Here is a 24,708-nt window from a genome sequence, read left to right on the forward strand (position 1 = left end):
GGATATTCTTTGTGAAATAAAATACATGATAGCTTTATTTAAAATTTTTAACATGGAGAAAATGTGGCAACCATTCATTTTGAGAAACAAACAAATTGACAGTGCACGCCCTCTGCAAAAAACTGAAGCTCTTCCTTTGCTCAAATATGCTTTTTGCAAATATTTTATCAGAGTTTGTGTTTTCAAATCATTTAAAATGCTTAGATAATTTTAATCCCTGCGCTTGATAATGTGATCCAGCATCATGCCCATAAAGTACTAACGGCCGATTAAGCATATGTTCATATACTAAACGGCCGATAATTTGACCATGCTCCAAAATAAACGGAACTTCATGGCTGCGCACTTCCAAAACCGCTTTTGCTCCATTTCCACCTGTCTCTCTATGCCCAAATCCTGGATCAAAAAAACCTGCATAATGCACTCTAAATTCACCAACTAAGGGATCAAAAGGGGTCATTTCAGCTGCGTAAAGTGGAGGAACATGGACCGTTTCTCGCGAAACTAAAATATAAAACTCATCAGGATCAAGGATCAGTTCCTTTTGACCACGGTCAAAAAGAGGTTCCCAAAAATCTAGAACGTGTGCAACAGCACGTTTATCGATATCAATAACACTTGTATGACGTTTACCACGATAGCCTACAAGCCCATTTTTATCTCCCTTCAAATTAATAGAAAGTCCAATACCACTTGCACTAATATTAGGCAGATCATCCGATATTAGCAATTCTTTCCTATGTAGAGCATGCAACTCAATTTCATTTAAATAACTGTGTCCCTTGCGAAATCGAAGCTGAGATAAACGTGAACCGGTACGTACCAAAATTGGAAATGTCCTTGGACTAATTTCAAGATAAAGTGGACCATGATAACCGGCATAAATCTTATCGAATTCCTGAGCATTATCGGTAATCACACGCGTAAAAACATCTAATCGTCCGGTAGAACTTTTAGGATTGGCAACTGCTGATAAAATTTCCGGTAAAGCCAAATTTTCCAAAAGAGGAACAATATAAACGCAACCCGTTTCCAAGACTGCTCCGTTGCGCAAATCAAATTCGTGTAACTTTAACCGTTCGAGTTTATCTAAAACTTTTATATCTGATCCTGGCATAAAGGAAGCACGTATACGATAAGCTTTCTCTCCTAAACGAAGATCAAGACTTGCCGGCTGTATTTGGTTTGTATCAAATGGCCAAAGAGCCTTGAGAATGTCATTCTCAATCAAAGTTTTTATATCCCTATCTGCTAAAATACCGCTTATACGCACCATATATTTTGCCTTCCATTTTTACTTCATTTCTTTTTGGCTCAAATGATTGATTGGTGCAAGCTATTTGGAGAAATCAAAACTATTCTCCTCTGATTTTTCCAATCAATTAGCTGCTATAATTCATATGAGAATGATACAAATAATGAACCAGCAATTGGTACAATATTCTTTGAAAATACAGAATAGTTATTTTGAGAATAAAACCTTTCCCATATTCTCATTCTTGAATGTTGGATAAATAATGCTATCATAATTGAAAACTTCTATAGAATCCGCAGGAATCTTGTTAGAATTTATTATGATCATACGTCATCTTAGCGAAAATATTATTAATCAAATTGCTGCCGGTGAAGTTATTGAACGGCCAGCAAATGTTGTCAAAGAACTTGTTGAAAATGCCATTGATGCTGGAGCAACCCGAATCGAAATTGTTATAGCAAACGGTGGAAAAAACTTTATAAAGGTGAGCGATAACGGCTGTGGTATCCCTGCAGATCAGTTAACATTAGCAGTTTCTCGTCATTGTACCTCAAAAATCACTGATGATGTGCATAATATTTGCTTCCTAGGGTTTAGAGGAGAAGCCTTACCCTCCATTGGTTCTGTTGCTAAACTTAAACTAACTTCACGAACGCAAGATGCTGATAACGCTACTGAAATTATTGTCACAGCAGGAAAGATTGTCGGACCAAGACCAGCGGCGGCGAATCCTGGAACGATTGTTGAAGTTCGTGATCTTTTCTTTGTTACTCCAGCACGGCTAAAATTTATGAAAACTGATCGTGCTGAGGCGAATGCCATTACCGATATGATTAAACGAATTGCTATCGCATTTCCACAGATCCGTTTTTCTCTTTCAGGTCCAGATAGAACTTCTATGGAATTACCTGCTACGGAAAATAATACCCAAGGACAATTACAACGTATTACCCAAATTATGGGCAAAGAATTTGCTCCTAACAGCATCGTCCTGAATGCTGAACGTGAATCAGTTCGTTTGACTGGGTTTGCTTGCTTGCCATCGTTCAATCGTAGTAATAGCCTTCATCAATTTGCTTATGTTAATGGACGCCCAGTGCGTGATAAATTTCTCTGGGGAGCAATTCGAGGAGCCTATGCTGATGTCATGGCGCGGGATCGTTATCCTGTATCCATTCTTTTTATTGATTTACCCCCCGCTGATGTGGACGTTAACGTCCATCCGACCAAAGCAGATATACGCTTTCGTGATTCAGGGCTCATTCGCGGTTTAATCATTGGAGCAATTCGTGAAGCATTGCATCAAACTGGTGTTCGTCCTACTTCAACGTGTTCTGAAGCAATTTTGGCCGCATTTCAGACCCAACAGCCATTGAAAACTTTTAAAACCACGAATTCGCTTTCTTCTTACAAGCCACCATCCCCTTATTTTGCATCCGCATCAACGATTCATAAACCATTAGATATTACCAGTTCTTTTGGTTTAAAAGAAGATGCTACTTCTCTTATAGAGGGTTTAGATACACCAAGTAGTGATGCTTATATTCCAAATACAGCACCTTCATCAGAAGAATTATCTTATCCACTAGGAGCTGCTAGAGCACAAATTCATAAGAACTACATTATCGCTCAAACTCAAGATAGTTTGGTTATTGTTGATCAGCATGCTGCTCATGAACGATTGGTTTATGAAGCACTTAAGAATGCGCTTTATTCCAAGCCACTTTCTTCACAATTATTGCTTATCCCTGAAATTGTAGAACTCTCTGAAGAAGATGCAACATGCCTTTTAACGCACAAAGATGCTTTGCAGAAATTTGGTTTGGGTATAGAACCATTTGGACCTGGAGCAATCGTTGTGCGTGAAACACCCTCAATGTTAGGAGAGGTTAATGTACAATCTCTCATTAAAGATCTTGCAGATGAAGCTGCTGAATATGACACGACAGACAATTTGAAAGCAATGCTTGATTATGTTGCAGCCACTATGGCCTGTCATAGCTCAATAAGGTCAGGACGTCTTTTACACCCAGAAGAAATGAATGCACTGTTACGACAAATAGAAGCAACACCTAATACAGGAACGTGTAATCACGGTCGTCCTACTTATATTGAACTCAAATTGGCTGATATAGAAAGGCTTTTTGGGAGAAAATAAATTACCATTTACCGTTACGGAAAAAAATATTTTTTAATTTGCTCTCGACTTTATAATGTACCTTATGGCACTTTACTTGTATAACCTCTCATAAAAATAGAAAGGGAGTATAAAGCAATGTTTTCCAGTGATGAACGCGAAGCGAAAATTCATTATTCTAATAATGGATATAAAATCATACAATATGGAACCTATACCCTTTGTGCCGTCAGCGGACAAAAAATTCCAATCGAGGATTTAAAATATTGGAATCATCACCGCCAAGAAGCCTATGCTAGTTGTGAAATTTCCTATCATCGCGAACTTGAATGCAATCCGTATCTCAGTCAATTATTAAAAACGCAGAAAAAATGACCCATTGAAAACTATAAATTCAATTCTTTAAAGGAGATATTTGCGCTCTTTAAAACGAGTCGTGACCTTCTCAAGGACTATACGGCAGAAGTCTTTTTGAATAAAATCGACTTTAACATCAAATACAATAAGATTTTTTAAGCTTTTTTGTGCACTGCTTGTTTGTATACGTGTATAATCCTTAGCAGTTGTAGCCAGCCATAAATTTTGAGTTTTAGCTTTTTGTGCAAGATTTTTTAAATCTGTATCACTAAAAAAATAGTGGTCAGGGTAAGAATAAGTTTGCACAACATGACCGGATAGTTCTTTAATGGATTTAAAAAATTTATCTGGATTGCCAATACCTGCAAATGCCAAAAATGATTTTCTTGCAACTTCATCAGACGCCAATGATTGAAGGTGCGCATGATGTAAAGGTTTTTCAGTATGCCTGACAAGGAAAGTAATCTTATCACACTTATCCGAATGACCAATCAATAAAACACTGTCCGTTAAAGAAAGCTGTGTTTTTAACGATACACGCAAAGGCCCTGCTGGAAAAACAGCTCCATTTCCAAAACCACGCATCGCATCTACAACTAGCAATGCATAATCCATATAAAGACGGCGGCTTTGAAATCCGTCATCCATTAAAATCAAATTACATCCTTTTTGCTTGAGTCGTTGTGCTGCTGCATAACGATCGGCTGATAGAGCAACAAAAGCATGCCGTGCAAGTAAAAGGGCTTCATCTCCAACATCACGCGCATTATCATATTCCTCATTGACAAGATGCACTCCCTTAAATGCTCCACCATAACCACGCGATACAACACCAGGCACGAAACCAAGCTCTTTAGCCACTTGAGAAAAAGCAATAACAACAGGCGTTTTACCAGCACCACCACATGTAAAATTGCCAATACACAAAACTGGAAGATCAATAACGGGGGGCTGTCTTGCCATACGGCGACGTGAAAAATAACCATATACCCAGGAAACTGGCGTTAACAAAACACGCAAAAAGCTTCTCTCTTTCCACCAAAAATGTGGCGCGCTAATGGGCATATCTACTCCGATGCTGACTTAAACCTGTTTGTATCACGAGAGGTTGCAAAAATGGATCAAGAACTTTTAATGTGCGCTCGAGTGCACCTGCCATGTCTGTTGCAACTTCATAGGCTTTATCAACCATTTCTTGTCGTAATGCTTCATTTGTTAAAAGCTTATACACTTGAATAGCAAGCTGTTTTGTATCTTGAATCATATAGGCTGCATCACGGGTTAAGAATTGTTCAAACATCTCTTGAAAATTTGAGATATAAGGTCCTGTCAAAATGGCTGAACCAAGAAAAGCCAATTCTAATGGATTGTGTCCACCATCCCCACACAACGACTTACCAATAAAAGCAACTTTCGATAAACGAAGAAAAAGCCCCATTTCTCCAACGGTATCTCCCCACAAAACGTCCGTATTTATATCTGGCTTAGCATTGTTGCTTCTGCGAATAAAACGCAAACTCTTATTGACGCATTTTTTAATGAGATCTTCTACCCGTTCAGGGTGACGGGGAACAATGATTGTTAATAAATCTGGCAAATAATTTTTAAGAATCTTATGAACTTCAAAAGCAATTTCCTCTTCCCCTTCATGGGTTGAAACAGCTGCCCAAACTGGGCGATTGCCAATAGCACTGCGATAATGTGTAAGCAATATTTGATCTTCAACCGGTAAAACATCAGCCTTAAGATTGCCAGAAAATGCAACAGATTTTACCCCAAGCGCATGGTAGTAAGCAACATCTCTTTCATTTTGACCAATAGCCAAGTCGATATGTTTAAAAATATGTTTGGCAAGAACATACCGTCTTTGCCAAGCTTTAAAAGAACGTTCGGACATATGGGCATTAACTAAAATCTGTGGAATCTGCATTTTGGCAAGTTCTTTAATACGTAGAGGCCAAATCTCCGATTCACAAATCAATACCAAATCAGGTTTCCAATGACTGATAAAACGACGCACTGCTAAATTTAAATCCAATGGAGCATATTGATGAATTAACCGATTACCAAACTGCTTTTTCACAAGGGAAGCAGATGTTACAGTGCATGTTGTTAATAATATATGGATTTCCAATGATAAAATATAATTAATAAGCGGGACAAGGGCAAGCGTTTCTCCAACACTTGCCGCATGCAACCAAATTAATGGACTTTGAGGACGTGTTTTATGACTTTTACCCAAACGCTCTTTTTGGCGACCACGCTCTTCTTTTCCACGGATAGTGCGAAGAAACAAATAAAAAGGAATAACAGGACGTAAGCAAAAGCCAATCATCCGATAGATTAAAAGAGCCATATGTGCCTTTAGTTCCATCATGAAAACCACCTCATTCATTTGTTTTGAGACGTTTATCAGCTTTTCCTATTAAATGATTCATTACCCCTGTTTATTACATTTGTTTTTTCTATCGAATAGAAAAATATCCTTTGCATTTTAATTCATGAAAAGTGCTTTACTTATGAGAAGATTGTAGGGAAGTAAAATCGCAATTTTATCCTATATTTTTTAAGAATCTTCTCCTATAAGAATGCATGTACACAAAGTATAATAGGATAGGTAAATAATTTAGCTAATAAAACAGTCTTTTTTTATTTTACGCGCTTTATATCTACAATTATAGTATCTTTTGTCAGATTTAAGAACATTTTGAACATTAAAAATTTCCATACGCATCATTTTATGAACGTGGAATATTTTCTCGTTCTCACGAACTCTACATCAATTTAAGCTCTCACTTTTTTACAAATTAAGCATTGATTTCTAAATAAACAAAATGAAAAAATATGACCACAACTTTTTTATTTTGAAAAAGAAGAAAGGATTCTATAATATGCTATCCATGCAAAAAAGTGATAAGAACATAAATTATAAATACTCTGTGTTTTCATAAACATTATTTAAAATTTTCAATGATAAATTTATCCAAGAGACGAAATGCGAATAAGCTAGCCACACAGCAAAAAACTATACAATTTTTTTTCCAATAAGTATTGTTCTCTGATCAGAAACACTAAAATACACTGCTTTTGTTCTGATTTTTTTATTCATTCTGATATTCAATCTTTCTGCTCGCGCAAAACTTAAGAAAATGATGATCGGATATTCAAATTCTATTATGTATCGCTTGTTTCAGTGTCAAGAAGTCGATGCAAGTCTAGGATGTAATAACGTTGTAATGCATTATCTACACTGCTTTGTGCTTTTGCTTGCCATGTCTCTTGAGCTGATTTGTAATCTGGGAAAATACCAACCACATCTAAGTCATCAATATTCTTAAATTGATTACTGTTAAGATTTTTTAACTCCCCGCCAAATACAAGATACAAAGATTGTTTTTTTTTGTTGATTTCAGTCATATATGCCTCCATATCATTAAAAAACGTTAGCCCGATTTTTATGTGATTAAACTAACTTTACTTTACGAACAATATCTAGCATATCTTTACAGCAATTATTTTTACCAGCAATTAAAAGCCCATACTGATAAGGTACAATCCCGTAAGATATAAAAGATGCATCAAGCGATAGAAAACATCCTCCGCATTCTCGTAAAATAAGATCAGCCGCAGCAATATCCCACGCATGACAATTGGGACGAACTAGTACGATATCGATCTCATTTTGAGCAGCAAGAACAATACGATACGTAAGGGAGGGAATGTCTTGGTAAAAACTGACTTTATTACGAAAATCATCCGGCAATTTTTGTGCTAGCGATTTATCAAGTGAGATTTTGTATTTTCTATTAATCTGAGATGCCAAAAGAGGGAGCTCTGTGCCATTTAATGTTGCTCCTCCACCAGCAACAGCTGCATAAATATCTCCCTGCGCTGGACATTGTACAACACCTACGATAGGATACTTATTTTCAATAATAGCAATCGAAATACACCAATAGGTACTGCCAGAAAGAAAACCACGCGTTCCGTCAATAGGGTCAACGACAAAGTAGCGTTCATAAACTTCTTGTCCCCGATCATCTTTTGTTTCTTCTGAAATCCATCCGTAATTTGGGCGTGCTCCAAGAAGTTTTTCCTTCAAAAAGTGATCAACTGCGAAATCTGCTTCACTGACAGGTGAATTACCTTCCTTGATCCAGACGTTCAGTGCACTTCCAAAATACCCCATTGCTAAATCTCCTGCTTCTCGACAAACATCAAGCAAAAGGTTTAAATCAGAAGAATGATGCGTGTTATTTTCCTGCAAGTGTCATCCCTTCAATTAATAATGTTGGAGCTGCTATACCATAACGCCGATCAATATCGTTTGCAGGTGTTAAATGCGCTAGCATATGGAGTAAGTCAGAACCTAGTGTCACTTCACTTACTGGATAAGCGACTTCGCCATTTTCGATCCAAAAACCAGAAGCTCCACGACTATACTGCCCCGTAACAAAATCAATGCCATGTCCGAACAGTTCGGTGACATAAAACCCCCTTTGCAAATCTTTTATCATATCACCAGGTGATATTAAACCCGGCTCAATAGAAAAATTGGTACTGGACGGCTGGACCAATGACGCTGAACGCACACCGTGACCATTGGTTTTAAGTCCTAATTCACGGGCTGAAGATGATGAAAGAAGCCAGTATTTTAAAATACCATTTTCAATGATATTTAATACTTTCCCCTCTACTCCCTCTCCATCGAAAGGACGAGAAGCATTCCCACGCAATCGCAAAGGTTGATCTATCACATTGACATGTGGTTTCATCACCGGTTTTCCTAAGAGATTTTGTAAAAGACTTGTTTTGCGAGCCACAGATGCTCCATTCACCATAGATGCGATATGTCCAGCAATTCCGCGAGCCGTACGCGGATTAAAAATAACATCAACCGTTCCTGTAGCAGCACGAACTGATCCCAAACGTCGAACTGCTCCAACACCTGCATTTTTTCCCACAGTTTCTGCTGCTTCCAAATCAGAAAAATGTAAGGCCGTGGTATAATCATAATCCCGCTCCATTGCTGTACCCTCACCAGCAAGTGCACTGCAAGAGCGTGAAAAATAACTGGAACGATAACTCCCACAAAAACCATCGCTGGTTACAAGAACAAATCCGCTATGGCCGTAAGCTGTTGCGGCTCCACCAGAATTGCTCACTTCTTTAACATCAAGGGCTGCAGCTTCTATTTTTAAGGCATCTTCTGTTAGAAACTGACTGTGCGGAACAAAATCATCAAAAAGATCGAGATCTTTAGGATTTTTAACCAAAGATTCTTTATCTGCTAAACCTTCAAATAAACTGTCAGGAGAAGCTTTTGCCATCGCAACAGCGCGTTCTGCAAGTTCTTGCGGATAAGATGCTAAATTAGCAGAAACACTTGCTACTTTTTTGCCGACAAAAACCCTTAATGTAAAATCATTGCTCTCTGAAGCTTCTGTCGATTCGACTTTCCCAAAACGAACAGCTACACTGGTAGAATGTGCGCTAACAATAACAGCATCAGCAGCATCTGCTCCAGAACGCTTTGCCGATTCAACCAATGAAGCAGCTTTATCAATCTGGTTCTTGTCAGTCATCATGGACTCCCTTAAGTATTAATTCGTTCAGATGGGTAGGTAATTAACAAGTTTACACAAAATGTAGTTCTCGTATGTTCACCCATAAAAAACTATGCGTCATTAACGCATTCTTTTTCTTTCAATGAATTGAGCAATTTCTCTTTTAGCTTCTTTTCAAAAAGGTGCAAGATCTTATCAACTTTTTAGGTTTTAATCATTCCAATCTACTTCATGTTATTGTACAAGAAAAATACGTCTTTATAATCAAATTAATAGATAATCAAATTAATAGAAAATTGTGCGATAACACTTGACTTTAACCTCAAATTTTTAAACGCTTCAAGAATTGAAAGATGTCTAAAACCATATGCTCCTTGGCCATGAAGTACTAAACCGATTTTTATGTTATCTTCCCTATAGATTCTTACGCAGACATAAGGAAGGTTTTCACTATAATATGCCTTCTTGACATTTATAAGCTTTTTCTCCATGAGCTCAATAATCTTGTCAATGAAACAAACTATAGACAGCGTAAAAGATAACTTTTTTATTATTGGTTTTATTGCGATTGAGATAAGCAGGCATAAATTTCTTTGACTTTGCATGCACGATATCAGTACAAGCTCTCTTTTTATATCTATTGAAAATAAATTATAATTATGACATATTTTTTCGCTGCTAGTGCGTATAAATAATAGCATCTTATCATTTTTATACGCGTAATAAATTGGCTTATTTTTCATTAAACAGAAAAATCTGATGTACTTCCCCTGTGTTTAACTCTCAACTTAGCTTGAGAGTTAAAGTCTTGATTCAGTTATTCCTACAGAAATCATAATTTATAATTTTTTTAACAACTAAAGAGCTTTTTACCAGTAACGAACCATCTCTACGCATAAAAAATCAATCGTTTTTGAAGAAATGCAAACAATAGAGTCAGGTCAATTTTTATAAAGCAGGTATTGCGCTTATTTTATTACCTCGGACCTTTCAATTTCACCCGCTAAAAGTATTACTAAAGAAGAAATTATTTAGCTTTTTACGCTTTTTATAGAATAACAATTAATAGCTACAGCTTTCTTATTTTCAATAAAAAAGCATTTTATCAATTTTTTACGATAAAATAGAATCCAGTGCTTTTTATATAAAAGCTTCAGGGTACAATCGATTTTACACAATGGTCTCATTAGGTTTAAACAAATAACTCTAAGATGCTTTGTGGGTGTATTGGTTTGTAAAATACCCATGGTTCAAAGACTTAATTCTCACGTGGGGTATGATGCCTACATCATTTCTTTTTGAAAAAATATCAATTTTCTTTATGAAGAGGTATCATTACGCGATAGTTTTATTTCCAGTAAGAGATGCCGGCTCATTTCAACTATTGCATCGCGACGGTGTCGCTTAATTTTTGTTCCAATAATCATTCCAAATAAGGGAACAAGTAAGCCAGACAGAGTTACCGTATGACGAATTTTATTTTTTGAAGAATCAGACTCCGTTGAAGCAATATACTCATGATTAAAACTCATGCGTGTAAAAGGGAGTTTAGCATAATCAGAAAACCAAATATTTTTTATAACTTTATCAAGTGTAAAAGTTACTTTTGGTCCTTTTTTAGGTTTCATTTACCCTGTAGCTCCTTCTTTGAAAGCACCAGGAAGCTTCTACTCACTCAAGTTCGTGGTCCCAACAAGGCCAAGTTGCCGCGTTTTCCCACATAGCCCAAATTTGTTCAGAACTTGCTTCTGTATTAATTTCTTCGCTATGTATCCATTTAAACATGAAAGTTCTCCTTATTTTACAAAAAAATTCCCGTTTCAGTAATTAAATACATAATATTCAGGCTAAAAGAAATTTTTAAATTTAAGGCACTTCCTCCTGTTGCAGTTGAGCTCTGAACAGCAGTGTCATTACAAATAGTGAGATGATACCAACACATTATTTTAGACCATGCTTTAATTAAACAAAGCCCCTCAGTTTCTAAAAGAAATCTTCTTTAGATACTTGATCAAAAATAAGAAATAACCAAAACAGTTGAATAATTAGACATAAGGAATCCCCATTGCTTCGCGAATGAGCGTCGCATTGTAAGCTGTCATTTCAAAAAACTCGTTGCGCTAACATTCCTCCCGTGGGGATTGGTTAAAAATTCAAGACCTTGACTTCTTTTAAAACAAAAAGTTGTGCTTGTTTATTAAAAATAACATCTTTTCAAAAAGATATGAAATTAGGCGCTTGCTCCACTTGATAAATATGGTTACCCTTAAAATAATTGGAACTCTATTGGTTTGAAGAATCTGCCTAATGCCTATTGTGATCGTGGACAGTAAATAAAAGTTTCATCTTCCTTAAACGTTTTTCGAAGTGGTTCAGCCTTATCATGATAGATTTGAAGAAAGTTGAATTCGGTCGCAAGACATATGTGCTCTCGGGAAATCACTGCTATCCAATGTTTGATTTTATGTTCACTTTTTCATAAAGTAAGCAATATTTTCTCTACTAAGTGCAGTATCTCTTTTAAAGTTATTCGAGAACCAAGGTGGGCTTTCCTCACCTTTGACTGTATAGGTGAAATTGAGTAAATTAAATCTGTAAACTTCTGATAAGCTGTTAATAATCCTGTCTAGGTAAAAAGAAATTTAACAACAAGAAGTCATAACACTTGTCATAAAGTGTCATCCCTCAATGAGAAGATTCCATAAACAGTTATTGAGTAAAAAGTAGGCTTCAGGATTACTAAAAACTCCAAGAAATAAAACACTCTTCAGTACATTCGTTTTTAAAAAGATGCATTCATCGTTGTTAAACATCTAGCTCACACTACATCTACTACACTTTAAAATATAAAACATAGGAAGTCTGATGCGAGTATCAAAAATATACGAGGAAATAATTTTATTTGAAGTGATCGTAAATCTTTGATGAAAAGATAAAATTTTAACGATTTTTTCTGCAGCTTGTGCCAGTGAGCAAATACAACTTATATGTACAGGCAATTTTATGGTATTACGCAATTGAAAATCATGCAATAGTCTGAACGACAGTTTTCAAAATCCTGTTGACATAATTCTGATGGATACATCACAATTAAAACAAGTTTTTTTGATTTTCTCATTCATAATAATGTGAATTTGCTAACAGTTTTGTATGGTATACAGCAGGATTTAATCATATATCAAAAGGTGGATGAGTAGGTAAGTTAAAATAACTAAAGGTGAACAACCTGTCATCTATTTCAACGTATTAAAAACACAAAATGGTGCCGCATGCCGGATTCGAACCAGCGACCCCATCATTACGAATGATGTGCTCTACCAACTGAGCTAATGCGGCATAGGCTTGTACATTAATTAAAAAATTCAGTTCGAGCGTAATAACCAAAAATACGCACAAAAGCAAGTATGCATTTTTTTCAGTAATTTATAAGATGCGGTAATTATTGGGATAGGAGGGTGAAGCGTGAAGATCAGGAGCAGAACAGTATTTTTTGATCTTGATACTATAAAATGCTTTCCAATTTGCAGCCGTGTTCAACGTTGGAAGTTTGGCTGAAAAGCGCCTTTTTAAGGTGGAAAATGATGACAAGATATCTTTGTAAAGATAAACATATCTGCAGCTTCTATGGAAAGGAGGAAATTTATTGGGCAAGGATTGGGGGAATAAAAGATATCATCAACCACGCCGTGAAGATAAGATCCGTGGAATTGGTAGAAAAGTTACTTCTCATTCTTATAGAAATGGGGATAAAAGGGATGATTTAATAAAATTAAACACGTTTTTCTATTTAAAATGGAGTAAGAACCATGTCGGATGAAAATCGGCTGATAGAACTAGAAACGAAGCTAACTTACCAAGAAAAGCTTATTGACGAACTTTCTTGCGTGGTCACTGATCAATGGAAAAGTTTAAATGAGATATCTAAAAAATTGGATATCTTAACGAGGCGATTTTCGGATTTAGAAGAACAGGGTGTGTTTGAAGCTATTATTCCATCATCTCTTCATCGATAGGTATGCTGGATACTTTTTTGAAGTTTTCAAATTTCTTCTAGTAATTGCTTTTTGGATTTTTTAAAAATATGACGGGCAGTAGGTTTCAATGGTGGGTATTTTTATCACAATTATCGTTGTTTACTGCTCAGTTTTTCCTTGTAGGCATGTGGTATAGTTTTTATAAGGTTTAGAATTTTCCTCATCATCATTTCAAGAATTTTCAATTATATAAAAATGCTGATATTATTAGAAAGCCTTTTTGAGGAGATAAAAAAGCAATCATAAAAAGGTTAATTATTTCAATATATTCGAGCTTCTCTGCGCAAATTTTTTATAAGTAGGATGAGAGCTTAAACTGAATAGCTAATTGCTTTTAATTGATAAAAAATTGATCCCGTAGTCGTTTATAGCAATCATGACTTTAATGTAGATGCTTATAAGACGGTACTTTTAATCTGTTCCTATTAATAAAATAGCTTTCCGTTATTTTGGTAAGATAAAGTTTTCTAAAGTGTAACAATTGTATGTATTACAATGGACTTGAGAAGAATCTTTGCAATAGAAAAATCAAATATATTCTTCTTTTAAATATACGATATTTTATGAAAAGGCTTTTGTTTTTCGTGATTCAAGATACAAAATGCTATCGCCAAAGCACCAAAGATAGACCATGCTGGCAAATAAGTGAGGGCAATGCAAATGGAGGACAAGAAAGTTGGTATGATATTACGTATAGACTGATTAAGCTCAGAGGTATCTGTTTGCAAAAGGTTTGCCAATATTTTATTCAGGGGGGTCGTCGTCCAATGTGCCGTGCTCACAGAGTGTACGCTATCAGTGACTAATACTATAATTGTTAGCGTAACGAAAATGAAAGCAATTAATTTGCGTAGAGGATGGAGCATATTTCTTCCCACAATTTTAATGGAACATTTGCATAATGCATAGAAAAACAGGGAGTTGCATTGTAACCAGAAAATAAATTTACGTTCGTTTTATGTTTTTTTTGAAAAAGATTCATAAAAACAATGTGTATTTTACTGCAATAAAAATTTATGTTGAATCCAAAAAAAGTAATGAGGGATGATGTTTAAGGGTAAGAATGATGAATTGAAGCGTAGCCTTCAAAATCGCCATATTCAAATGATTGCTTTGGGTGGTGTTATCGGAACGGGTCTTTTTTATGGATCAACAGAGGCAATTCAATTGGCTGGCCCTTCAGCTATTTTAGCTTATCTTTTTGGGGGGCTTATTATTTATTTTATTATGCGAATGCTTGGTGAAATGTCTGTAGAGGAACCAATTTCAGGTGCTTTTAGTTTTTTTGCCTATAAATATTGGGGAAACCTTGCTGGTTTCATAACAGGTTGGAATTATTGGTTTCTTTATATTCTTGTGAGCATGACCGAGCTTACAGTGATTGGATTTTATCTTGATCATTGGATTTTGATTGATCATTGGAAGGCTTCTTTTATTGTTCTTTTGTTTGTTACATTCATTAATTTATTTAATGTTCGTTTTTACGGAGAATTTGAATTTGGTTGCGCTTTGATCAAAGTTGCTGCTGTTATTGGTATGATTATTTTGGGGATGTTTCTCATTGTAACTGGAATGAATGATAGCCAAGCGAGTGTTCATCATCTTTGGAAGCATGGCGGTTTTTTTCCTTATGGAGCGATAGGGGTTATCTTGGCTACTTCTGTAGTGATGTTTTCTTTTGGTGGAACAGAACTTATTGCTATTGCCGCTGGAGAGGCATCTAATCCGCAAAAAACAATTCCAACTGCTATTCGTCAAGTTATGTGGAGGATTATAATTTTTTACATTGGTTCTATTAGCGTGATTATGATGATAAGCCCATGGAATATGATTGGTAAAAATGGTAGTCCTTTTGTCACAATTTTTGAAACTGTAGGAATTCCTGCTGCTGGTCATATTTTAAATTTTGTGGTCATTATGGCTGCCATTTCGGTTTATAATAGTGGCATTTATTCCAATGGTCGTATGCTTTATAGTTTAGCTATACAAAAAAATGCTCCACATATTTTTAGTAAATTGAGTATTGCTCGGGTTCCTTATGTTGCTATCCTTTTTTCATCGATCTGTACTGCGTTGATTATCGTCGTTAATGCTCTTGTTCCTGATAATAGTTTTATGCGGATCATGGCTCTTGCAACTGCAGCAGCTGTTATTACTTGGGCTATTATTGTTATTGTTCATTTGAAATTTAGAAAGGCCCATAAGGACAGAAAGGAAACGTTTATTTATACGTTTGGCTTGTATCCTTACGCCAACTATTTTTGCCTCTGCTTTCTTGCTTTATTATTTTGCATTATGTTTTTAAGTGGCTTTAGGCAAAATGGCTTAATGATTCAACTTTTTGATATGATAGGAATAAGGGTATCTTCTCTTGAAATATATATCCCTGTGCAGATGCCTGATATGAGTTTGGCAGTTATGATTATTCCTATATGGTGCTTGTTTTTACTCTTGGGCTATAAACTTAAGCGACAGTGATAGAAGAGGTAATATAGAGGGATTGATTAAAACAAATGTTGGGGATGATAAAGTTTGATAAAGTGACACAAGTTTTTGGTGATTTGTGCGTTTTGAGGGATATTACTGTACAGCTTACCGAAAGACGAATCGCCATTATTGGTGCGAATGGTTCTGGAAAAAGTACATTTGTTCGTCTTATCAATGGGCTACAATTACCATCGCATGGTTGTGTAAGCGTTGATGGGCTTGATACAAAGCGTGATGCAAAAGCAGTAAAGCGTAAAGTAGGATTTGTTTTTCAAAATCCTGATAATCAAATTGTTTTACCATTAGTGGAGGAAGATTTATCTTTTGGTCTAAAAAATCTAAAACTTAGTAAAGATGAAATTAAGGAGCGTGTAGATGAAATTTTACAGCGCTATGATCTTCAAAATTTCAGAAATCACGCAGTTCATTTATTAAGTGGTGGACAAAAACAACTCGTTGCCATTTCCAGTGTCGTAGCAATGAAACCAGACTATATTGTTTTTGATGAGCCAACGACGTTACTTGATTTGCGAAATAAGCGTCGTGTTACGCAAGTTATAGAGGAATTATCTCAAACGGCGATTGTTGTATCGCATGATTTGCAGTTTCTAGAAAAGTTTGATAGAGTGCTAGTCTTTGATAAAGGGGAGATAATTATTGATGATATACCTTCTGTTGCGATCAAAGAATATGTAAGAAGAATGTCGTGATCGGATTATATCTTCCTGAGGATACGTTTGTTCATAGACTGAGACCAGGGGTTAAGCTTTTATTGCTCACGGTATGTGCAACTATGCTATTGATGGTATCATCAATACCTATTCTGTTACTTTTTTTGTTGTTTATGGCTTTATTGTATAGAGTTGCTAAGATTCCTTTTAACAATGTATTAAAGCAGCTTAAATCAATAGGCCTGTTTTTAGTCCTTATATTTGTTTTTCAAGTTTTTTTTAAGAGTTGGATTACAGGTTTTGAAATCATATTGCGTCTTATTTCTCTTGTTTTTTTAGCATCACTTGTGCCTTTAACGACTAAAGTTTCAGATATGGTGAGTACAATTGAAATGTGGCTTCAACCATTTCGACGTTTTGGTATCAATCCATCAGAATTTAGTATGGTAGTCTCTATGGCAATCAGATTTATTCCGGTTGTTAGTGAAAAATTCAATGAAGTACGTGAAGCACAGCGAGCGCGCGGATTTGATACCAACATTTTTGCTCTTGCAATGCCGTTAATTATACGAACGATAAGAATGGCTTCAGAGGTTGCTGAAGCACTAGATGCGCGTTCTTATAATAGTGATCCTGATGATAAAATATCTAACGATGATACAACTTTCATAGTAAAGGAATAATTCAATGAATACAAAAGATCTCGTCTATATTGCATTATTTGCTGCTATTTATGCAGTTTTAGGCCTTTTCCCTCCTATTCTTCTTCCTATTTTTCTTGGAATTCCTATTACAGCCCAGTCTATGGGACCGATGTTAGCAGGGTCTATCCTTGGAGCGAAAAGAGGGGCTTTAGCATCGATTCTTTTCCTTGTACTTGTTGCTATTGGATTGCCACTATTAGCTGGTGGGCATGGAGGCATTGGCGTTTTTTTAGGACCTAGTGCTGGTTATTTAATTGGTTTTCCAGTTGCTGCATTTTTTATTGGCTTCATGGTTGAGTTATTTTGGCAGCGATTAAATTTTATAATATTATTTGTGATAAATACTGTGGGTGGTATAGGGATTGTCTACGCTTTTGGAATACCATGGATGGCATATATTACTCAAATCCCTCTCTTAAAGGCTTTAATGATTTCATCAGGTTTTTTGATTGGCGATTTTCTGAAAGTATTGATTGCATCTTTTGTAGCACTTACAGTTAAAAAATCCGTTCCTCTCATTTCGTTAAAGGAAAAGACTCGTTCCTAACTTTAAATGAGATTTTCTATTGCGATACATTTGAAGATAAAAAGGGGAGAAGTGATAACATGAGTTTCTTATTTCATTTTTTGCGCTTTAATGAAAGAGAATATGCAGGATAAAAGAAGTTTATTGTATGTCATCTAATTGATCATCTCAAAAGACAGTACAATACGATCCCTTGATAAGCTGCGAAGCCTATTTATGCTTTATTGGGGATGATATTATTGCTGAAAATTTAGATGATGTGTTGAACGGAAATCGTGCAAATCGTTCTTTTTTTGTGAGAAGATTTGTAGGCTTTTTGTCGAAAGGGGAAAGTAATGATTGGCGCTCTGGTAGTATTTTTATTTATAGTTTTTAATTTTATTTAGATTTTTTAAATAATTATTTATTATATACACAACAAAATGGGATGTAACATTGTTTATTTCAAGAATATTATTTTAATTTTTATAGTTATATTACTTATAATATCTATACATAAAATAAATTTGTGGTAAAATTATTACTTATATTTTAAAATAATAGAAATAAATATATCAATATAAGATATTGTTTTGTTATTTGCACTATGCATAAGAATGGCATCAGAAGTGGCTAAGGGATTGGAGCTACGCTCTTATAGGCTGATATTGTTGTTAAACTATCTGATGATAAAAAAACACCTATAATGAAAGAATAATTCAATGAATACAAAAGATCTCGTCTATATTGCATTATTTGCTACTATTTATGCGGTTTTAGGCCTTTTTCCTCCTATTCTCCTTCCTTTTTTTCTTGGGGTTCCTATTACAGCCCAGTCTATGGGACCGATGTTAGCAGGGTCTATCCTTGGAGCGAAAAGAGGGGCTTTAGCATCGATTCTTTTCCTTGTACTTGTTGCTATTGGATTGCCACTATTAGCTGGTGGGCATGGAGGCATTGGCGTTTTTTTAGGACCTAGTGCTGGTTATTTAATTGGTTTTCCAGTTGCTGCATTTTTTATTGGCTTCATGGTTGAGTTATTTTGGCAGCGATTAAATTTTATAATATTATTTGTGATAAATACTGTGGGTGGTATAGGGATTGTCTACGCTTTTGGAATACCATGGATGGCATATATTACTCAAATCCCTCTCTTAAAGGCTTTAATGATTTCATCAGGTTTTATGGTTGGCGGCTTTGTCAAAGCGTTGATTGCATCTTTTGTAGCACTCGTGATTAAAAAAACAATTCCCCTTATTGTGCTCAAAAAAGGATAGTTTTTTGCTTTGAATGAGGGGTTTATATAGTGATATACTTAGAGAAAAATGATAAAATTCTCTATCTTGTTTTTTTGCATTTTAATTGAGAGCAAATATGTAAGATAAAAGAAGCTTATTATATGTTATCTAAGCGATCATCTCAAAAATAAGTAATATACAATTTGTATCTCTTCTTATTAAGAGATATTAAAAGAACAACATTATCATTGAAAATTTAGGTGACGTTTTGAAAACAAGTCGTGGAGCTTATTAGTTTTATATAAGAAAATTTTCATGATTTTTTTCGAAAAAATGGAGTAAAAACTAAAACTCTGGTCATATTTTTATTTAAATCCTAGGAATGATTGATTTATATGCGAATGTATAGGGTATAATATATTTCAATATCTGTATTATAATAAATTATAAAATATTTTTTTATTATTGTAATTATGTCATTTCTAATATATAAATACATATTAATACTTATATTAAATCCATTTTAAATTATTTAATAATCTAAATTTGTAAAATTAAAGCCATGAATGTAAGATATTTTTTTGCTGTATTCGCTATTATTTTATTTATTTCTTCTGATGTGAAAGCATCAGATCGTATTATTATTCAAGAAAAGACACATTTTATTACATCTCTTACTGTTTATAAGATAAGTTTATTTCATAGTAAAAAGGTTAGTCCTTTATTGAATAAAGTTTTTCTACCTGCTCATCCAGGTAATCATGCTGTACTTTGGAAAAGTTTAACGTCATTTTGGGGGAGAGTGGGGGTTGTGTACGCTAAGTTATGGCGATATTTATGTGCATCCATATTTTTTATATTCAAGTAAGGATAGAAGAGTATAGTATTCTTTGTTTTAGTTTTTGCATTAAAAATATGAAAAATATGCTTTAGGGAATGCTCAAATCTTTTTGAGAGAGGAACTTTAGGATGCCTATCAAGGTAAAAAGTTGGGGATGTGCACAGTATGTATACATGAATTTATGTGTTATAATCTGGTGCATTAAACAATGCTTTGCAGGCATAAGTGATTACAGGTTTGCAAGTAGAAGTGGTTACAGGTGAGATCACTAAGCTTTTCTAATAGTTCAGAATAATTTTGCTGATCTGGCAAAAAAAAATAGAATGGCTCATTTGTTCAAAAAAATATTTTTTATTTTGCACAAATTGGTTCTGGTGATTTTCTTTTTGTAAGAGTAACACGTTTTTATTGTTGCAATGCTGTTCTATTTAACAAAAAGACTAAAAATATTTCAACTTTTCTAAAAAAGATCAGTTACTTTCAATCCAGAAGAGCTTTTAAAAAAAATGAAGTGGGTTAAGCAAAATCACTTTATATAAATTAAAATTTTTTATGGGAACGTGTTGTTGATTTTTATATCTTTATGATGCTTCAGAGAATTTATTTATTTAGATCTTCTGTGTTTTTTCAAGGGTGATTACTCTTCTTCGAGTGCAGATGATATTCATCAATATAATGCGTATGCGCAAAGTGATCCACAAGGCAGTTTGTGTTAGATTTTAACGATTATGATGTGATATGAGAGATCTTAAAATATTTTTATTTTTTAGCAACCAAAAAAGTTTGGAGGTCTGGTACAACTAAAAATGGCTTAAAAAGAAGTTTTGATTCAAAATATGACGTTTAGGTGAATTGCTATGTGTTACGGCATAACGGATCCAAAACCATAATTTCCGCAAAAATTATTAAAAATCTCGTTCCATAGTAGACATTATATAACACATAATGGAGCTTTTATTATAGGTACAATGCACGTCAATGAACGCGTTAAAAAATATCGCAATGTACAAAGAAAAGTGGGATTGCGCTTAATGCAAATTTGGGGGCTAGCTACACATCAGCTGAACTTTGCAGAAGAGTGCCATTGCCAGTGTCGCTTAGTAGCAAAATGGATAAAGCTGAAACATCTATGCAATTGTTTATGGATTAATCTTTAATGGTTATAATAGTTTGACAGAATAATGTGTGGATCTCTCGTAACAACTAGCTATGCAGGATGAGTTTGGTAAACCAAACCAGCATTGATAATTCAGGCTAATCATTTGAGTGAGCATACAATCGTAACGGTTTTACCAATTACATGTACACTTGTTATGGTGTTATTATTCCCCATTCCTCTTCAGCCAGATAGCAAAAATAGTTTAAAAAGCCTTCGCAAGTAATGGCTGATAAGATTATAACGGTAAGGTGTGATAAAGTAAGTACAAGTTTTAACTCTATTCATGCAGATAAAATGATAAAGATTGAACGTTGTTTGGTTGTTTTTTAGGGATAGTAAAATGAAAACGAATGTCTTTTCCTTTTGGATAGGAATATACTTTTACCAATTATAGCCATAAAGGAAATAAAAATGGAAATCACCAAATTTAATACAAGTGAATATTTCAAAACATTTGAGACTCAAAAATTCTTTTACAAGATGCTCTTGAAAGAAAAGATAGCAAGTATCTTGCACATGTTCTTGGCGTAATAGCTAAAAACCAAGAAACGAAAAAAATTGCTTAAAACTCAGGGCTATCAAGAGATTCTCTCTATCGTTTTTTAAGTGATAAAGGTGATCCACGGCTTTCTATTTTTCTTAGTGTTTTTTGAGTGCTTTAGATTTTTAAATCAGTTTAACACATAGCTCAAATAATTATAAAGAACGAACAGAGTTAGAAAAGGCATCTCAACTCCCTTACCATTTTAAGAACGGGAAGGGGGATTTGTCGTCACTTAAACTTAAGCAGTTTTTATGGTCTTTTTTGCAGACTGAACTGCATTTATGATTGAAGCCATAATTTATAGAGTGAGAGCGTTTGCTAAACTTCCTTCTTTATCATAATGATTTTTTAATTTTTTGAGAACCATTACTTCAAATGCACATAGATGTTATTTGGTTTTTTGTTCACGTTTCCACCCACATAGACGCTCACCTTGTTCGTTATGCTTTAGAATATCTCTCGCCAAATTTGGGCTAATCACATTGATATCTTGCCGATTCAAATAAATTGGCAGTCACCCAACACAAGAAGTTCGTTCATTCATTGCGCATCCAGTCAGAAAGTTTAGCACGCACATCAGCATCACTTTTCTTGTTAATTTCATTTTCTATCTCTAATCGTGTTTTAGCTGTCTTTAAAACCTTCTCTGTTTATTTTTGCTACTCAATTTTTTTCCCAAGGAAAAAAGCTCTCATTAAAGCCACAAAAAAAGCTGCTAAGACTGTTACTGTTATCATGAAATATTTTTTATCCATAAAATCATAGACGATGCTTCTGAAAGCGTTTAGCAATATACACCAAGCTGTACAAGCAGCCAAAACCATAATGCCTGCTAAAGCCCATTGAACAGGACCATTGCCTGCGAAGAGTTCTCCAAGTCCCGAAAAAGAACCAATGATTGGTGCAAGAGCTTCTAATTTACAAATACCCGTTACACCTTGTGATTCTACTGTTTGGTAATTTGGAGATACATAAGTACTTTGAGCCCATAACTCTGCTTCGGCTGCTCGACGATTAACAAGACCTTTGTGACGCTTTCCTCCTACTTTTGTCCATTTATGCAATTCAATAGGTACAGCTTCATAATTCCCTTCATTAAGTTTTTTAGGAGTGTAGAGCGACGAAAAGCTTCTGTTCCAACATTATAAGAAAAGGAAACAAGCGCGATAAATTGTTCATCAGTTAAAGGAACGGTAACAGTTTTTTCAACAACGCTTTCAAATTGTTTCAAGTCTTGACAAAGAATCTTTTTCGACTCCTTTTCTGTAATCTGCATGTCTTTGTGGACATGAGGAGCCCCAGCGGCGCTTGGTGTGTCCATAACCAATGGTCCATATACCGCCAGAATCCTCGTAGGCTCGTAACTTCAATCCCTCCCACCGCTTAATCAAGACAAGCTCTTCTTTTGATATTCTTCGTATTACTTTTATCCTATAAAAAAGCCTGATACAAAGCAGGACATAAATAAAAATTAAAAAACACCCTCGCCCATTCTAAAGAGTGGGACAACAAAGTGGTTGAGTAGAGCTAAAACACCCCTACAGTAAAGTTTGTTAAAATCTATACCGCTTTTTCATTAGAAAAAAGATTAGATTAATTACTATTTACTCTGTAACAATCAGTTTTTTCTCTGCTTAAAAGACGATGATTTCCAATAAATCCAATCTCAAATACCTATTGTTTAAAGGAGAAATCATTCTTCAATAACACATCAAAAAATATGAAAAGCAGCTAAAAAGCTGTATACATTTTACAGCTCTCAAGGATAATTTTTACTCCATGTCAGATAAATGGAAATTCACAGGTTACACCAATAGAGAGACCATTGATTTTGTAGCTAATCTCAGTTTTTTTCTTTGCAAACTTTTTTAACAAAAAACTGAGTAATAATACTCCGTGCACACAGCAATATTACCGATTATCGTAAAGTTAACACCAATGCAAAAGGTATAATCAACCATCATCTTCCCATTATCCTCTTTACCAGATTACATTCACATCTTCACCAACATTCGAAATAAAATCATTTCCAACGTTGATATTAAAAATTATACAAAAACCACCTCTAAATTATAAAGGTTTAGGTAACAAATTTTTATCAACTCATCTCCATCTTCCAGCACTAACACTTTTAGTGTCATCGAACGCAATCTTACTTGAAAAAATTTATCTTTCTAGAAAAGTAAAAATCTACCCAAGGAACAAGTAAGGATTACAATACCTATTGCTTACAATACAGGAGCTGTTGTAAAAGCGAAAACAAATATTAGAGTTAAACATTTTGTACTCATAAAGTACTTTATAATCCACATTCAAAACACATAACGTTTTATACATGTCTTAATTGAAAAATCTACAATTAACAATTAATTTGATTATTCGTTATTTTTCTCTTTAATCGCCGCAAAAAATAAATTCATTAAGAAGTCTAAGTAAAATTCTTTATAAACCAATATATAAAATAAAAAAACTTAATGGATATTTTCTATTCATCTTTTATGATATTTTTTTATGATATTTTTTTCAATTAAAACAATTATTTTGTCGGGAAGTAAATAATATATATGCCAATGATAATTTCAAAATAGTAATATCACTTATAAATAATATATACCGTAATGGTATTTAAAGGACGACAGTTTTGTTTATCTATCTTCTTAATTCATATAGATGACACCTTCACTTTCATCGTATGATGCATCAGGTGGAGTGTTTGATCAATGGTATAGTCTTTTTGTCTGGTATTGTGTTTACAACTTGCCCAATTTATTTGGATAGGCAAGATTTATTGTCATCAGTTCGAACTTAGCAAGAGAGATCTTAAAACATAATACGCAACGTGAACGCTTGTGTGGGTGTAAACATGGTTAGAAAAAAAACGAAAAAACATACCGAGCTTACAGAAGCAGAAAAAGAAATGCTGCAAGAAACGATCATAACCGACCAAAATGTGAAAATGATGTCTTGTTTTATGAAATGGGGTACATTATTTATCTTTTTGCTTATCCTTGATTTTGCCCGTCTCATGGATGCGATAGACAATATCTTTGCCCATTTAAAACAGTGGTTCTCAAAGAATTAGTTTCTCCATATCTCTCTCAAAATTGCTAAAATGCCCCGAAAAGAAGCCCTGATTCGTAATAACTGGGAGAAATAGTTTTTTCAAATATGCTAGAATAAGAATGAAATAATTATAGGATTTTTTAGAT

The 24,708-nt window shown here is 34.6% G+C and carries 20 protein-coding genes, 1 tRNA gene and 2 pseudogenes; 11 read left to right on the forward strand and 12 right to left on the reverse strand.

Annotation, left to right across the window (positions count from 1 at the left end; all coding sequences use genetic code 11):
• Positions 1-187: 187 nt before the first annotated feature.
• Positions 188-1,276, reverse strand: coding sequence for a 2'-deoxycytidine 5'-triphosphate deaminase (locus HNQ69_RS02510; protein WP_183228515.1), 1,089 nt, complete (start codon positions 1,274-1,276; stop codon positions 188-190).
• Between the two features lie 298 nt (positions 1,277-1,574).
• Between HNQ69_RS02510 and mutL the strand changes: the two genes are divergently transcribed.
• Positions 1,575-3,413 (forward strand): DNA mismatch repair endonuclease MutL, encoded by a 1,839-nt coding sequence (gene mutL / locus HNQ69_RS02515; RefSeq protein WP_183228516.1) that lies wholly within the window; start codon positions 1,575-1,577, stop codon positions 3,411-3,413.
• Between the two features lie 117 nt (positions 3,414-3,530).
• Positions 3,531-3,767: a DUF2093 domain-containing protein gene (locus HNQ69_RS02520; protein WP_183228517.1), complete on the forward strand. Its 237-nt coding sequence runs from the start codon at positions 3,531-3,533 to the stop codon at positions 3,765-3,767.
• A gap of 27 nt (positions 3,768-3,794) precedes the next feature.
• On the opposite strand, the gene lpxK is transcribed toward HNQ69_RS02520, so the two are convergent.
• From lpxK to HNQ69_RS02555, 7 genes are all read right to left on the reverse strand, one after another.
• Positions 3,795-4,814, reverse strand: a complete 1,020-nt coding sequence (gene lpxK, locus HNQ69_RS02525) for a tetraacyldisaccharide 4'-kinase (protein ID WP_183228518.1) — start codon at positions 4,812-4,814, stop codon at positions 3,795-3,797.
• Complete coding sequence (gene waaA, locus HNQ69_RS02530; protein ID WP_183228519.1) at positions 4,804-6,126, reverse strand: lipid IV(A) 3-deoxy-D-manno-octulosonic acid transferase; 1,323 nt, start codon at positions 6,124-6,126, stop codon at positions 4,804-4,806. Before waaA ends, lpxK begins: the two co-directional genes overlap by 11 nt.
• A 797-nt stretch (positions 6,127-6,923) precedes the next feature.
• On the reverse strand, positions 6,924-7,166 hold the full coding sequence (locus HNQ69_RS02535) for a DUF4170 domain-containing protein (RefSeq protein ID WP_183228520.1): 243 nt from the start codon (positions 7,164-7,166) through the stop codon (positions 6,924-6,926).
• A gap of 46 nt (positions 7,167-7,212) precedes the next feature.
• Positions 7,213-8,016 carry a 3'(2'),5'-bisphosphate nucleotidase CysQ gene (locus HNQ69_RS02540; protein ID WP_183228521.1) on the reverse strand — a complete coding sequence of 268 codons (804 nt, stop codon included), beginning with the start codon at positions 8,014-8,016 and terminating at the stop codon, positions 7,213-7,215.
• A complete protein-coding gene (locus tag HNQ69_RS02545; RefSeq protein WP_183228522.1) occupies positions 8,003-9,334 on the reverse strand; it encodes a TldD/PmbA family protein in 1,332 nt (443 codons plus the stop codon). Before HNQ69_RS02545 ends, HNQ69_RS02540 begins: the two co-directional genes overlap by 14 nt.
• Before the next feature lie 1,301 nt (positions 9,335-10,635).
• Positions 10,636-10,944 carry an SRPBCC family protein gene (locus tag HNQ69_RS02550; RefSeq protein ID WP_246348472.1) on the reverse strand — a complete coding sequence of 103 codons (309 nt, stop codon included), beginning with the start codon at positions 10,942-10,944 and terminating at the stop codon, positions 10,636-10,638.
• Positions 10,945-12,576: 1,632 nt separating this feature from the next.
• A tRNA-Thr gene (locus tag HNQ69_RS02555) sits at positions 12,577-12,652 on the reverse strand.
• 242 nt (positions 12,653-12,894) lie between these two features.
• Between HNQ69_RS02555 and HNQ69_RS02560 the strand changes: the two genes are divergently transcribed.
• Positions 12,895-13,080: a hypothetical protein gene (locus tag HNQ69_RS02560; RefSeq protein WP_183228523.1), complete on the forward strand. Its 186-nt coding sequence runs from the start codon at positions 12,895-12,897 to the stop codon at positions 13,078-13,080.
• 42 nt (positions 13,081-13,122) lie between these two features.
• Complete coding sequence (locus HNQ69_RS02565; protein WP_183228524.1) at positions 13,123-13,329, forward strand: SlyX family protein; 207 nt, start codon at positions 13,123-13,125, stop codon at positions 13,327-13,329.
• A gap of 566 nt (positions 13,330-13,895) precedes the next feature.
• Here HNQ69_RS02565 and HNQ69_RS02570 read toward each other — a convergent pair.
• Positions 13,896-14,216, reverse strand: a complete 321-nt coding sequence (locus HNQ69_RS02570) for a hypothetical protein (RefSeq protein WP_183228525.1) — start codon at positions 14,214-14,216, stop codon at positions 13,896-13,898.
• A 181-nt stretch (positions 14,217-14,397) separates the two neighbouring features.
• On the opposite strand from HNQ69_RS02570, the gene HNQ69_RS02575 reads away from it, so the two are divergent.
• The 6 genes from HNQ69_RS02575 to HNQ69_RS02600 all read left to right on the forward strand — a co-directional run bounded on the left by HNQ69_RS02575 (position 14,398) and on the right by HNQ69_RS02600 (position 20,953).
• Positions 14,398-15,828, forward strand: coding sequence for an amino acid permease (locus tag HNQ69_RS02575; RefSeq protein ID WP_183228688.1), 1,431 nt, complete (start codon positions 14,398-14,400; stop codon positions 15,826-15,828).
• 38 nt (positions 15,829-15,866) lie between these two features.
• Positions 15,867-16,547 carry an energy-coupling factor ABC transporter ATP-binding protein gene (locus HNQ69_RS02580; protein WP_183228689.1) on the forward strand — a complete coding sequence of 227 codons (681 nt, stop codon included), beginning with the start codon at positions 15,867-15,869 and terminating at the stop codon, positions 16,545-16,547.
• Positions 16,544-17,191, forward strand: coding sequence for a CbiQ family ECF transporter T component (locus HNQ69_RS02585; protein ID WP_183228526.1), 648 nt, complete (start codon positions 16,544-16,546; stop codon positions 17,189-17,191). The genes HNQ69_RS02580 and HNQ69_RS02585 overlap by 4 nt, the downstream gene beginning before the upstream one ends.
• Positions 17,192-17,195: 4 nt before the next feature.
• Entirely contained in the window at positions 17,196-17,759 is a 564-nt protein-coding gene (locus HNQ69_RS02590; RefSeq protein WP_183228527.1) for a biotin transporter BioY, read from the forward strand.
• Between the two features lie 680 nt (positions 17,760-18,439).
• On the forward strand, positions 18,440-18,994 hold the full coding sequence (locus HNQ69_RS02595; RefSeq protein WP_183228528.1) for a biotin transporter BioY: 555 nt from the start codon (positions 18,440-18,442) through the stop codon (positions 18,992-18,994).
• Between the two features lie 1,833 nt (positions 18,995-20,827).
• On the forward strand, positions 20,828-20,953 hold the full coding sequence (locus HNQ69_RS02600) for an antitoxin MazE-like protein (protein ID WP_246348477.1): 126 nt from the start codon (positions 20,828-20,830) through the stop codon (positions 20,951-20,953).
• 1,082 nt (positions 20,954-22,035) lie between these two features.
• Here the strand turns inward: HNQ69_RS02600 and HNQ69_RS02605 are convergent.
• The 3 genes and pseudogenes from HNQ69_RS02605 to HNQ69_RS08410 all read right to left on the reverse strand — a co-directional run bounded on the left by HNQ69_RS02605 (position 22,036) and on the right by HNQ69_RS08410 (position 22,890).
• Positions 22,036-22,262 (reverse strand): annotated as a pseudogene (locus HNQ69_RS02605) (hypothetical protein).
• Between the two features lie 295 nt (positions 22,263-22,557).
• Positions 22,558-22,775 (reverse strand): annotated as a pseudogene (locus HNQ69_RS08405) (lysozyme); the annotation flags it as partial.
• Positions 22,717-22,890: a glycoside hydrolase family protein gene (locus tag HNQ69_RS08410; RefSeq protein WP_484478989.1), complete on the reverse strand. Its 174-nt coding sequence runs from the start codon at positions 22,888-22,890 to the stop codon at positions 22,717-22,719. The pseudogene HNQ69_RS08405 and the gene HNQ69_RS08410, both read right to left, overlap by 59 nt.
• A gap of 1,472 nt (positions 22,891-24,362) precedes the next feature.
• Between HNQ69_RS08410 and HNQ69_RS02615 the strand changes: the two genes are divergently transcribed.
• The gene (locus tag HNQ69_RS02615; protein WP_183228529.1) at positions 24,363-24,581 is read left to right on the forward strand and encodes a hypothetical protein; all 219 of its coding nucleotides are present in this window, start codon (positions 24,363-24,365) and stop codon (positions 24,579-24,581) included.
• Positions 24,582-24,708: the final 127 nt, after the last annotated feature.

Source organism: Bartonella callosciuri (assembly GCF_014203215.1).
Classification (GTDB): domain Bacteria; phylum Pseudomonadota; class Alphaproteobacteria; order Rhizobiales; family Rhizobiaceae; genus Bartonella; species Bartonella callosciuri.

Coding starts and splice junctions, on each gene's coding strand:
- HNQ69_RS02510 (WP_183228515.1), bottom strand. CDS start 1,276: ATGGTGCGTATAAGCGGTATTTTAGCAGATAGGGATATAAAAACTTTG.
- mutL (WP_183228516.1), top strand. CDS start 1,575: ATGATCATACGTCATCTTAGCGAAAATATTATTAATCAAATTGCTGCC.
- HNQ69_RS02520 (WP_183228517.1), top strand. CDS start 3,531: ATGTTTTCCAGTGATGAACGCGAAGCGAAAATTCATTATTCTAATAAT.
- lpxK (WP_183228518.1), bottom strand. CDS start 4,814: ATGCCCATTAGCGCGCCACATTTTTGGTGGAAAGAGAGAAGCTTTTTG.
- waaA (WP_183228519.1), bottom strand. CDS start 6,126: ATGATGGAACTAAAGGCACATATGGCTCTTTTAATCTATCGGATGATT.
- HNQ69_RS02535 (WP_183228520.1), bottom strand. CDS start 7,166: ATGACTGAAATCAACAAAAAAAAACAATCTTTGTATCTTGTATTTGGC.
- HNQ69_RS02545 (WP_183228522.1), bottom strand. CDS start 9,334: ATGACTGACAAGAACCAGATTGATAAAGCTGCTTCATTGGTTGAATCG.
- HNQ69_RS02550 (WP_246348472.1), bottom strand. CDS start 10,944: ATGAAACCTAAAAAAGGACCAAAAGTAACTTTTACACTTGATAAAGTT.
- HNQ69_RS02560 (WP_183228523.1), top strand. CDS start 12,895: ATGATGACAAGATATCTTTGTAAAGATAAACATATCTGCAGCTTCTAT.
- HNQ69_RS02565 (WP_183228524.1), top strand. CDS start 13,123: ATGTCGGATGAAAATCGGCTGATAGAACTAGAAACGAAGCTAACTTAC.
- HNQ69_RS02570 (WP_183228525.1), bottom strand. CDS start 14,216: ATGCTCCATCCTCTACGCAAATTAATTGCTTTCATTTTCGTTACGCTA.
- HNQ69_RS02575 (WP_183228688.1), top strand. CDS start 14,398: ATGTTTAAGGGTAAGAATGATGAATTGAAGCGTAGCCTTCAAAATCGC.
- HNQ69_RS02590 (WP_183228527.1), top strand. CDS start 17,196: ATGAATACAAAAGATCTCGTCTATATTGCATTATTTGCTGCTATTTAT.
- HNQ69_RS02595 (WP_183228528.1), top strand. CDS start 18,440: ATGAATACAAAAGATCTCGTCTATATTGCATTATTTGCTACTATTTAT.
- HNQ69_RS02600 (WP_246348477.1), top strand. CDS start 20,828: ATGCAAATTTGGGGGCTAGCTACACATCAGCTGAACTTTGCAGAAGAG.
- HNQ69_RS02615 (WP_183228529.1), top strand. CDS start 24,363: ATGGTTAGAAAAAAAACGAAAAAACATACCGAGCTTACAGAAGCAGAA.